At 73.4% G+C, this 11,142-nt stretch carries 8 protein-coding genes; 5 read left to right on the top strand and 3 right to left on the bottom strand.

Annotation, left to right across the window (positions count from 1 at the left end; all coding sequences use genetic code 11):
- From VE614_RS02865 to VE614_RS02855, 3 genes are all read right to left on the bottom strand, one after another.
- The coding region (locus VE614_RS02865; protein WP_324931377.1) for a biotin/lipoyl-containing protein at positions 1–823 on the bottom strand (823 nt) is incomplete at its 3' end.
- A gap of 63 nt (positions 824–886) precedes the next feature.
- On the bottom strand, positions 887–2,275 hold the full coding sequence (gene lpdA, locus VE614_RS02860) for a dihydrolipoyl dehydrogenase (protein ID WP_324931374.1): 1,389 nt from the start codon (positions 2,273–2,275) through the stop codon (positions 887–889).
- 362 nt (positions 2,276–2,637) lie between these two features.
- Positions 2,638–4,173 (bottom strand): leucyl aminopeptidase, encoded by a 1,536-nt coding sequence (locus tag VE614_RS02855; protein WP_324931370.1) that lies wholly within the window; start codon positions 4,171–4,173, stop codon positions 2,638–2,640.
- Between the two features lie 350 nt (positions 4,174–4,523).
- Here VE614_RS02855 and VE614_RS02850 point away from each other — a divergent pair, with 350 nt between their 5' ends.
- The 5 genes from VE614_RS02850 (at position 4,524) to VE614_RS02830 (ending at position 11,136) form a co-directional block, all read left to right on the top strand.
- Positions 4,524–6,557, top strand: coding sequence for a hypothetical protein (locus VE614_RS02850; protein ID WP_324931367.1), 2,034 nt, complete (start codon positions 4,524–4,526; stop codon positions 6,555–6,557).
- Positions 6,558–6,675: 118 nt separating this feature from the next.
- On the top strand, positions 6,676–8,184 hold the full coding sequence (pelF, locus tag VE614_RS02845; RefSeq protein WP_324931364.1) for a GT4 family glycosyltransferase PelF: 1,509 nt from the start codon (positions 6,676–6,678) through the stop codon (positions 8,182–8,184).
- Entirely contained in the window at positions 8,181–9,695 is a 1,515-nt protein-coding gene (locus VE614_RS02840) for a hypothetical protein (RefSeq protein ID WP_324931361.1), read from the top strand. The genes pelF and VE614_RS02840 overlap by 4 nt, the downstream gene beginning before the upstream one ends.
- On the top strand, positions 9,692–10,339 hold the full coding sequence (locus VE614_RS02835; RefSeq protein ID WP_324931358.1) for a spherulation-specific family 4 protein: 648 nt from the start codon (positions 9,692–9,694) through the stop codon (positions 10,337–10,339). Before VE614_RS02840 ends, VE614_RS02835 begins: the two co-directional genes overlap by 4 nt.
- Positions 10,336–11,136, top strand: coding sequence for an endo alpha-1,4 polygalactosaminidase (locus VE614_RS02830; RefSeq protein WP_324931354.1), 801 nt, complete (start codon positions 10,336–10,338; stop codon positions 11,134–11,136). The genes VE614_RS02835 and VE614_RS02830 overlap by 4 nt, the downstream gene beginning before the upstream one ends.
- The last annotated feature ends 6 nt before the right edge of the window (positions 11,137–11,142 follow it).

The raw sequence follows: 11,142 nt of genomic DNA, 5'->3' as shown, positions 1-11,142 counted from the left end.
CGGCCTGCTCGGTGGACGGCTGAGCGGCCGGGGCCGGCTCGGGGGCCGGCGGGGCGACCTCCTCGGCGGCGGGGGCCGGAGCCGCGGGCTGAGCCGGGGCGGGGGCGGGGGCGGCCGGGGCCTCGGCGGCGGCCGGGGCGGCACCCGGGGCGCCGATGACGGCCAGCTTGGCGCCGACCTCGGCGGTCTCGTCCTCGCCGACCACGATCTCCAGCAGCACGCCGGAGGCGGGCGCCGGGATCTCGGTGTCGACCTTGTCCGTGGAGACCTCGAGCAGCGGCTCGTCGGCCTCGACGGTGTCACCGACCGACTTCAGCCAGCGGGTGACGGTGCCCTCGGTGACGGACTCGCCGAGCGCGGGCAGGACCACGTCCGTGCCTTCGGCGGAACCGCCGCCGGCCGTGGCCTCGGCGGTCGGGGCCGGGGCCGGGGCGGCCTGCTCGGTGGACGGCTGAGCGGCCGGGGCCGGCTCGGGGGCCGGCGGGGCGACCTCCTCGGCGGCGGGGGCCTGCTCGGCGGCGGGGGCCTCCTCGGCGGCGGGGGCCTCCTCGGCGGCCGGAGCCTGCTCGGCGGCGGGCGCGCCCGTGCCGTCGTCGATGATCGCCAGCTCGGCGCCGACCTCGACGGTCTCGTCCTCGGCGACCTTGATGGAGGCCAGGACACCGGCGGCCGGGGCGGGGATCTCGGTGTCGACCTTGTCGGTGGAGACCTCGAGCAGCGGCTCGTCGGCCTCGACACGCTCACCCTCGGCCTTCAGCCAGCGGGTGACGGTGCCCTCGGTGACGCTCTCGCCGAGCGCCGGAAGGGTTACGGAAACCGGCATGGTTTCTGTTGCTCCTTACGAATTGCGGAAGTCTGTGTCGTCGCGCCCAGTGACCGAGGGAGGTCAGTCGTGGGAGTGCAGCGGCTTGCCGGCCAGGGCCAGGTGAGCCTCGCCGAGCGCCTCGTTCTGCGTCGGGTGGGCGTGGATGAGCTGGGCCACCTCGGCCGGCAGCGCCTCCCAGTTGTAGATCAGCTGGGCCTCGCCGACCTGCTCGCCCATCCGGTCGCCGACCATGTGGACGCCGACCACGGCACCGTCCTTGACCTGGACGAGCTTGATCTCGCCCGCGGTCTTCAGGATCTTGCTCTTGCCGTTGCCCGCCAGGTTGTACTTCAGGGCGACGACCTTGTCCGCGCCGTAGATCTCCTTGGCCTTGGCCTCGGTGATACCGACGGAGGCGACCTCCGGGTGGCAGTACGTCACCCGCGGGACACCGTCGTAGTCGATCGGAACGGTCTTCAGACCGGCCAGCCGCTCCGCCACCAGGATGCCCTCGGCGAAGCCGACGTGCGCGAGCTGGAGGGTGGGGACCAGGTCGCCGACCGCGGAGATGGTCGGGACGTTGGTCCGCATGTACTCGTCCACGAGGACGTAACCGCGGTCCATGGCGACCCCGGCCTCCTCGTAGCCCAGGCCCTGCGAGACCGGGCCGCGGCCGACGGCCACCAGCAGGACCTCGGCCTCGAACTCCTTGCCGTCGGCCAGGGTGACCTTGACACCGTCCTGGGTGTACTCGGCCTTCTGGAAGAAGGTGCCCAGGTTGAACTTGATGCCGCGCTTGCGGAAGGCGCGCTCCAGGAGCTTGGAGCTGTTCTCGTCCTCGACCGGGACGAGGTGCTTCATGCCCTCGATGATCGTGACGTCCGAGCCGAAGGACTTCCACGCGGAGGCGAACTCGACGCCGATGACGCCGCCGCCCAGGATGATCGCGGACTTCGGTACGCGGTCCAGGACGAGGGCGTGGTCCGAGGAGATGATCCGGTCGCCGTCGATCTCCAGGCCCGGCAGCGACTTCGGCACGGAGCCGGTCGCCAGCAGGACGTGGCGGCCCTGGACGCGCCGGCCGTTCACATCGACGGAGGTGGGGGAGGACAGCCGGCCCTCGCCCTCGATGTAGGTGACCTTGCGGGAGGCGACCAGGCCCTGCAGGCCCTTGTACAGGCCCGAGATGACCTCGTCCTTGTACTTGTGGACCGCCGGGACGTCGATGCCCTCGAAGGTGGTCTTGACACCGAACTGCGCGCTCTCGCGGGCCTGGTCGGCGATCTCGCCCGCGTGGAGCAGGGCCTTGGTGGGGATGCAACCCCGGTGCAGGCAGGTGCCGCCGACCTTGTCCTTCTCGATCAGGGCGACGTCCAGGCCCAGCTGCGCGCCTCGCAGGGCCGCGGCGTAACCACCGCTACCACCGCCGAGGATCACTAGGTCGAAAACGGTGCTGGCGTCGTTCGCCACGTCACGTCCTCCATGCATGTGCGCCACGCCGGTCTGCGGTGACCGGTCGGCGGCTGGTGTCCGGCCGCTCGTTCTTCGGCCCTTAGGTGGGGGCCCTGTCCTGCCGAGCCCCATCTTCGCACTAGTCGGACCTTGACGAGACGCGGGGCCGGGGTGTGAGACGTAGCACGTTCACCGGGGAACGCGGGGAACCGGAGAAACCCGAGGGGGCGCGGGGCCGTGTTCGATCTGCGGCTCCGCCGCGCGGGCCCGGCCAGTCCGAGGGGACTGCGAACGCCTCAGGGGCGCGGGGAACCGCGCGACCAGCCCCCACGCCCCTGAAGCCGCCCTACGACGGACGCCCCCCGCTCAGTGCGCGGACCTCACCCGAGATCGCCCGCGGCGGTCAGCTCGGCGAGCCGCACCAGCGTCCGCACACCCGACCCGGTACCACCCTTGGGCGTGTACCCGAACGGCCCGCCCTCGTTGAACGCGGGGCCCGCGATGTCCAGGTGCGCCCAGGTGATCCCCTCGCCGACGAACTCGCGCAGGAACAGACCGGCGACCAGACCGCCGCCCATCCGCTCGCCCATGTTGGCGATGTCGGCGACGGGCGAGTCCATGCCCTTGCGCAGGTGCTCCGGCAGCGGCATCGGCCAGGACTCCTCGCCGACCTCCTCCGCGGCCTCCACGATCGCCGAGCGGAACGCGTCGTCGTTGGCCATCACACCGAAGGTGCGGTTGCCCAGCGCCAGCACCATCGCGCCGGTCAGCGTCGCCACGTCCACGATCGCGTCCGGCTTCTCCTCGGACGCGGCCCACAGCGCGTCACCGAGCACCAGCCGGCCCTCGGCGTCGGTGTTCAGCACCTCCACGGTCTTGCCGCTGTACATGCGCAGCACGTCACCGGGGCGGACGGCGGAGCCGGACGGCATGTTCTCGGCGAGCGCCAGCCAGCCGGTGACGTTGACCTCAAGGCCCAGCCGCGCGGCGGCGACGACCGCGGCGAAGACCGCCGCCGCGCCGCTCATGTCGCACTTCATCGTCTCGTTGTGCCCGGCCGGCTTCAGCGAGATGCCGCCCGAGTCGTAGGTGATGCCCTTGCCGACGAAGGCGAGGTGCTTCTTCGCCTTCGAGTGCCGGTACGTCAGCTTCACCAGGCGCGGCGCGGACGCGGAGCCGCCGCCGACACCGAGGATGCCGCCGTAGCCGCCCTTGGCGAGCGCCTTCTCGTCGAGCACCTGCACCTTGACGCCGTGCTCCTTGCCCGCGGCCTGCGCGACCGCGGCGAACGCCTCGGGGTTGAGGTCGTTCGGCGGGGTGTTGACCAGGTCGCGGGCGCGGTTCAGCTCCTCGGCGACCGCGGTGGCGCGCTCGACGGCCGCCTTGTGCGCCTTGTCGCGGGGCTTGCCGCCCAGGATGGCGGCCTCGCCCAGCGGGCCCCGGCCGTTCTTGTCCTTGGCGTCCTTGCCGTTGTCCTTGTAGGCGTCGAAGGTGTACGCGCCGAGCAGCGCGCCCTCGGCGATCGCGCCGATCGCGGCGGCGTCCGCGACGGGCAGGGCGAAGGCGGCCCTCTTCGAGCCGGCCAGGGCGCGCGCGGCCACGCCGGCGGCGCGGCGCAGCGCCTCGCCGTCGTACTCGCCGTCCTTGTCCGGCTGCGCGCCCAGGCCCACCGCCAGCACGAGCGGCGACTTGAAGCCGGACGGCGCGGGGAGCTTGGTCACCTCGCCCTCGGCACCGGCGGCGCCCAGGGTCTCCAGAAGGCCGGCGAGCCTGCCGTCGTAGGCCTTGTCCACGGCCTCGGCGCCCGGCGCGACGGCGAGCCCTTTGCCGCCCTTCGGGCTCTTGGCGACACCGATCACGATCGCGTCGGCCCGCAGGCCGGCCGCCGCGGCGGTGCTGAGAGTGAGAGCAGTCACGGTGGTGAATTCTCGCTTCCGGTGTGAAGTTGCTGTGGCCGAACAGGGTGGGTCGGCCGGGCCCGACAGCCGACCCTAGATCCGGCCCTGTGAGGTGGTCTCGACCGGGTCCGCGTCACGGGGGCGCGGACCTGGGACGAGAGTACGCGCGCGGGTTGATTCGCTCACGCCTGCGGGCGTTCACCTGTGAGTGGCGTCGTCGCCATGTCCCGATCCTCGCACTTCATGAGCTGGGTCACACTCGTCGGGTTACGGTGAGTCCGGCGCTCGCCGCTCTGCATGATTTCCACACGATCCTCCGTGCATGGTTCACCAGGGCCCGTGGGGATCTTCTGGGGGGAGGAACGATCATGGCGCCACGCGTGCGCGTACGCGGCCGGTCCGCCGCCGTCCTGACGGCAGCCGCACTGATGACGCTCGGACTGGGGGTGCCCGGGGCGTCGGCGGCGGCCGAGCCGCGGATCGATCTGAGGGTGCTGGTGGTCGACAACGGGGACAGCTCCGTCGACGCCATCACCGCCCAGCTCCGGAGCACCGGCATCCCGTACACCACGCTCGACCTGAACGACCCGGGCCGCCCCGCGGTCACCGCCGGGTTTCTCAGCGACACGGTGAACGGCACGCCCCGGGCGAGGTACCAGGGCGTGGTGCTGCCCCACGAGGCCCCGTTCGGCGCGGGCTCCGCCGAGCAGACCGCGCTGGAGGCGTACGAGCGGGCGTACGGGATCCCGCAGGTCGACGCCTACACCTGGGCCCACCCCGAGGTCGGCCTCGACTACACCAGCGAGGGCGGCTGGGCCGGTGCCCTCGACGGGCGTGAGGCGACCGTCACCGCGGCCGGGAAGGCGGGCTGGTTCGGCTATCTCGACGGCCCCCTCGCCTTCGAGGACAACGCCCCGGCCGTCCAGGAGAGCTACGGCTACGTGGCCCGGCCCCGGACCGGCTTCACCAGCTACGTCGACATCGCCGTGCCCGGCGGCACCGGCCGCGGCAGCCTGGTCGGGGAGTACGCCCACGACGGGCGCCGCGAGCTGGTGGTCACGTTCGCCTACAACCGGCACCAGCGGCACTTCCGGGCGCTGGCCCGCGGCATCGTCGAATGGCTGACCCAGGGCGTGCACCTGGGCCGGGCCCGCAACTACTTCGCCGTCCACGTCGACGACGTGTTCGCCCCCGACGCCCGCTGGGACACCGAGCGCAACTGCACCCCCGGCGACATCGACTGCGCGGACGGCGGCGAGGACACCACCGCGCCGATCCGGATGACCGTCGACGACGCGGCCTACGCCGCCCAGTGGCAGCGCGAGCGCGGCTTCACCCTCGACATGGTCTACAACGCCGGCTCCGGCGAGCAGTGGAAGGCCGAGCACGGCGGCACCGACCCGCTCACCGGCCGGCTGCTCGCCGACAAGGCGCGGTACCGCTGGATCAACCACACCTTCACCCACCCCTTCCTCGGCTGTGTGCAGGACACCTCCACCGTGCCGTGGAGCTGCGCGAAGAACGCCGACGGCAGCACCCGCTACATGAGCCGCGCCGAGATCGCCGCGCAGATCCGCGACAACCACGACTGGGCCGTGGCCAAGGGCCTCCCGGTCGACCGCACGGAACTGGTGACCGGCGAGCACTCCGGCCTGAAGACCCTGCCGCAGCAGCCCCAGGACAACCCCAACCTGGCCGGCGCCCTCGCCGACACCGGCGTGAAGTGGATCGCCTCGGACAACTCCCGCGAGCCGCAGCAGCGCCCGGTGGGCACCGCGGTGACCGTGCCCCGGCACCCGATGAACGTGTACTACAACGTCGGCACCGAGGCCGAGATGACCGACGAGTACAACTGGATCTACACCTCGAAGGCCGACGGCGGCAGCGGCGCCTGCGAGGACGACCCCACCTCCACCTGCCTCGACGAGCCGCTGGACACCACCACCGGCTACGACACCCACATCGTCCCGCAGGAGGCCCGCACCGCCCTCGGCCACGCCCTCGGCAACGACCCGCGCCCGCACTACGCGCACCAGTCCAACCTCGCCGAGGACCGCCTCCTCTACCCGGTGCTGGACCGGGTCCTCGCCGACTACCAAGCCCTGTTCGCCGACAACACCCCGCTGGAGAACCCGCGGCACAGCGCCATCGGCACCGAGCTGAAGCGCCGCGCCGCCTGGCAGACCGCCCTGGACCAGGGCCGGGTCACGGCCTACCGCATCGGCAGCACCGTGACGGTCCAGGCCCCGTCCGGCACCCAGATCCCGCTGACGGCCCCGGAGGGCACGAGAAAGCAACTCCTCCTCGGCACCGCCACGTTCGGGACCCCGTACGCGGGGCGGCGCTCGGCGTGGACGGCACCGGAACCGCTGCAATCCACGGTCACGCTGAAGCTGCCGTAACGACAACGCGCTCAGGGGCGCGGGGAACTGCGCGACCGGCCACACGAAGCCCGCACCCGGCCTCCGGCAGCAGTTCCCCGCAACGGAATCCGCACAACAGGGGGGAAGGCGCGCAGCGATGCACGTCACCATGCTCACCGAAGGCACCTACCCGCACGTCCACGGCGGCGTCAGCACCTGGTGCGACCAGCTCGTCAGGGGCATGCCGGAGGTCGACTTCCACATCGTCTCGCTCACCGGCAGCGGCCGCGAACCCGTGACCTGGGAGCTGCCGCCCAACGTCCGCCGGCACACCTCGGTGCCCACCTGGGGCCCCCGCCCCGGCCACCGGCGGGCGCCCTACGGCAGGGCCCGCCGCCGCTTCATCGACGCCTACGAGCGGCTGCTGCTCTCCTTCCTGGACCCGGAGGCGCCCTGCGACTTCGGTGAGGCGCTGACCGAGCTGGCCCGCCTGGCCCGCGAGGGGCGGCTGTCGGCGGCACTGCGCACGGAAGCGGCGCTGCGGTCGCTGATATGGATCTGGACGATGCCGCACCTGCCGACGGCGGCCGCCCGCCCCACCGTGCACGACGCGCTGACCGCCACCGACCTGCTGGAACACGCACTGCGCCCACTGGGGACGCGGATCCCCGAGGACTCCGTGGCGCACGCGGTCAGCAGCGGACTCGCCACCCTGCCCGCGCTCGCCGCCCGCCGGCTGGACGGTGTGCCGTTCCTCCTCACCGAGCACGGCATCTATCTGCGCGAGCGCTATCTCGGCTACCGCCGTGAGGCGCAGCGCTGGCCGGTGAAGGCGTTCATGCTGGGCTTCTACCGGGAGCTGAACTCTTACGGCTACCGCTCGGCCGACCTGATCACCCCGTGCAACCGGTACAACCGCCGCTGGGAGGAGCGCGGCGGCGCCGACCCGGCCAAGATCCGCACCGTCTACAACGGCGTCGACCCGGCCGCCTTCCCGCACGCCGGCCCCGAACCCGAGACCCCCACCCTCACCTGGTGCGGCCGGGTCGACCCCATCAAGGACCTGGAGACCCTGATCCGCGCCTACGCCCTGGTCCGCGCCGAGATCCCGCAGACCAGACTGCGCCTGTTCGGCCCGGTCCCGCCCGGCGGCGAGGCGTACCGGACGAAGCTGGAGAAGCTCGCCGCCGAACTCGGCGTCACCGACGGCCTCACCTTCGAGGGCCGGGTCACCGAGGTCTGGCGCGCTTACGCCGCCGGGCACCTCGTCATGCTCTCCTCCATCTCCGAGGGCTTCCCGTTCTCCCTCATCGAGGCCATGTCCTGCGGCCGTACGACGGTGTCCACCGATGTCGGCGGGGTGCGCGAGGCGGTCGGCGACACCGGCCTGGTGGTGCCGCCGCGCGAGCCGGAGAAGCTGGCCGCCGCCGCGCTCACCCTGCTCCACGACCACGAACGGCGCCGGAGGCTGGGCGAGCTGAGCCGCCAGCGGGTCATCGACCGGTTCACCCTGCGCCGCTCGGTGGACAACTTCCGCACCATCTACCAGGAACTGGCGGGCGCGTCCGAGGTGTACGAGCCGACGGTCGAGACGGTCGCCGACTGGACCCTGGAACTGCGCGACCCCTGGTACGCGGCCGTCGCGACGGACGGGACCGGCTGGTGAGCGGCAGCGTCTGGCTGCCCCCGGGTGCCCGCCTCGACAGCCTGCCCAGCATCCCCCGCCAGCGCACCACCCCCAGCTGGGCGGGCCCCGACCCGATCGACGAACTCGCCGACCGGCTGGAGGACTTCACAGCCGCCGCCGTCCACCCGGACGAGATCGCCGCGCTGCTGGAGTCCGACGGCCTCTCCGACGACCGGATACGCGAGAAGTACGGGGTGAAGGACTCCTTCGCGCTCGCCGAGGAGCTGTACGCGCGCGTCGACCGGCGCCGCCCCGAACCCGGCGGCCCCGTCCACGACCCCTGGCAGGTCGGCCTGCTGGGCTGTGTGCTGCGCGGCGTGGTGTTCGCCCTGCCCGGCCTCGCCTACGTCCTCGGCGCCCCGCTCCTCGCCGGCCCCGAGGACGACCTCGGCCTCCCCGCCGGCACGGTCCCGCTGCTCGCGGGCGCCCTCACCGGCTGGACCTGGAACCAGGGCCTCGCCCACCGTGCCTACTCCTGGCTCGGCCTCGGCGACCGCTCCGCCGCCCGCCGCTGTCTCCTCGTCGGCGCGCCGCTCGGCGCCCTGCTCGGCGCGCTGACCGCGCTCGCCGTCGCGGGGACCGCCGACCCGGCCGCGCTCGCCTTCGCCGCCGGACAGTCCTGCTACCTGGGCGCGGCCACCACCCTGCTGGTCATGGGCCGGGAACGGGCCCTGCTCGTCGCCCTGTCGCCCATGGCGGCCGGGGCGGTGGCGGCCCTGGTCACCGAGGTGCCCGAGCCGACCCGGATCACCCTGCTGCTCGGCTCGCTGGCCGTGGTCGCGGCGCTCGCCCTGCTCGACGTGGCGCCCGCGCTGCGCGAGCTGGGGGAGGGCAGCTGGACGGCGGGCCTGACGGCGCTGCTGCCGTTCGGGGCGCTGGGCCCGCCCCAGCACCGCGCGGGCGGCCCCCGGCTCACCGGTTCCGTGCCGTACGCGCTGTTCGGGCTCGGCAGCGGTGTCCTGGTGCTCCACGCGGCGCTCGGCGACGTCCTGGCGGGCGAGGCGCACAGCGCGGTCGCGGCGCCCGCCGCGGTGGCGCTCACCCTCAGCATGGGCCCGGCCGAATGGCTGCTGTACCGCTTCCGCAGCGGCAGCCTCGCCGGGCTGCGCTCCACCAGCACTCCCCGCGCCTTCTGGCGCACCACCGCCCTGATCGTCGTCCGCTGCCTGGCCGGCTACCTGGCCGCGCTGCTCGCCCTCGCGCTGGCCGCCGCCGCCCTGTGGCCCGGCTCCCCGGAGCCCACCGGGGTCCGCCTGGCCGGGCTGCTGCTGCTCGGCGTGGTGCTGTGGACGGGGCTGCTGCTCCAGTCGTTCGGCGCGATCCACGGCGCGGCGGCGGTGTGCTGCACGGCCGCCCTCGCGCAGACCGTGGCGCTGGTCACCCGCACGGGCACGCCGCACTGGGTCGCCGTGACCGTGTACGGCGCCTGCGCCGTCGTCCAGGCGGCCCTGGTCTGCGGCCTGCTGGGAAGGGCGACCGCCCACCGATGAGCGCCCTGCTGGTCCCGTACTACGAGCACCCGGCCGCCCGCCCCGCCGAGTGGGACGCGATCGTCGCCGCCGCGCCCCGCCTGCACAGCGTGGTCCTCAACCCGGCCAGCGGCCCCGGCGAGGCCCCCGACCCGGCGTTCGCCGAGGTCGCCGCCCGGCTGCGGGCCGCGGACGTTCCGGTGCTCGGGTACACCGACACCGACTACGGCCGCCGCCCGTACGCCGACGTGGCCCGCGACCTCGACCGCTACCGCGCCTGGTACGCCACCGACGGCGCCTTCCTCGACCAGGTGGCCGCCGGCCCCGAGGAGTTCGCCCACTACCGCCGGCTGGCCGGTGCCGCCTGGGCGGCGGGCTGCGCCACCCTCGTGCTGAACCACGGCACGCCGCCCCACCCCTGCTACGCCCGCATCGCCGACGTCGTGGTCACCTTCGAGGGCGACTGGACGACGTACCGCGCCCGGCCGCCGCACCCCTGGCCGGGCACCGGGGCGCGCCAGTGCCACCTCGTCCACGGCGTCCCACCCGGCGTCGACCTCGCCGCAGCGGCCCGGGCGGGCGGCGCCACCGTGCATTGCGCGGTGCCCGGCACAGGAGATCATCCTTGGGGTACGTTGCCGCACACCCTGGAGCCCGCCCGGTGAGACGCCCGATCCTCCTGCTCGCTGTGCTGTTGCTGCTGGTCGCGGGCTGTACTTCCGCCCCCGACGACCGGCCCGCGCCGTCGGACCGGCCGTCCGGGCAGCGCTGGCAGCCACGCCCCGGCACCCCCTGGCAGTGGCAGCTCAGCGGCCGTCTCGATCCGGCGGTCGACGTGCCGGTGTACGACATCGACGGCTTCGAGAACGACGCGGACACCGTGGCCGACCTGCACCGCAGGGGCCGCAAGGTGATCTGCTACCTGTCCACCGGCGCCTGGGAGGAGTTCCGCCCGGACGCCGGGAAGTTCCCGGAGCCGGTGCTCGGCGAGGGCAACGGCTGGGAGGGGGAGCGGTGGCTCGACATCCGCCGCACCGACGTGCTGGAGCCGTTGATGGCGGCCCGGCTCGACATGTGCCGGGACAAGGGCTTCGACGCGGTGGAACCGGACAACATGGACGGCTACCTCAACCGCACCGGCTTCCCGCTCACCGCAGGCGACCAGCTCCGCTACAACCGGCTGATCGCCCGCCTCGCCCACGAGCGGGGCCTGGCGGTGGGCCTGAAGAACGACCTCGACCAGATCCCCGAGCTGGTCGGCGACTTCGACTTCGCGGTCAACGAGCAGTGCGCCCAGTACGACGAGTGCGACACCCTCACCCCGTTCATCGAGGCGGGCAAGGCCGTGTTCCACGTGGAGTACGAGGTGCCGACGCGCCGCTTCTGCCCCGAGACGCGGCACCTGGGACTCAGCTCGATGCTGAAGAAGTACGAGCTGGGGGCGTGGCGCCGGGCCTGCTGAACCGGG

It is taken from the genome of Streptomyces sp. (assembly GCF_035645055.1).
In the GTDB taxonomy this organism is placed as follows: Bacteria; Actinomycetota; Actinomycetes; order Streptomycetales; family Streptomycetaceae; genus Streptomyces.
This window is presented reverse-complemented; position numbering and strand designations above follow the sequence as displayed.

Excerpts from the sequence above, each read along its gene's own strand:
- VE614_RS02835 (WP_324931358.1), top strand. The coding sequence starts at position 9,692 with ATGAGCGCCCTGCTGGTCCCGTACTACGAGCACCCGGCCGCCCGCCCC.
- VE614_RS02850 (WP_324931367.1), top strand. The coding sequence starts at position 4,524 with ATGGCGCCACGCGTGCGCGTACGCGGCCGGTCCGCCGCCGTCCTGACG.
- pelF (WP_324931364.1), top strand. The coding sequence starts at position 6,676 with ATGCACGTCACCATGCTCACCGAAGGCACCTACCCGCACGTCCACGGC.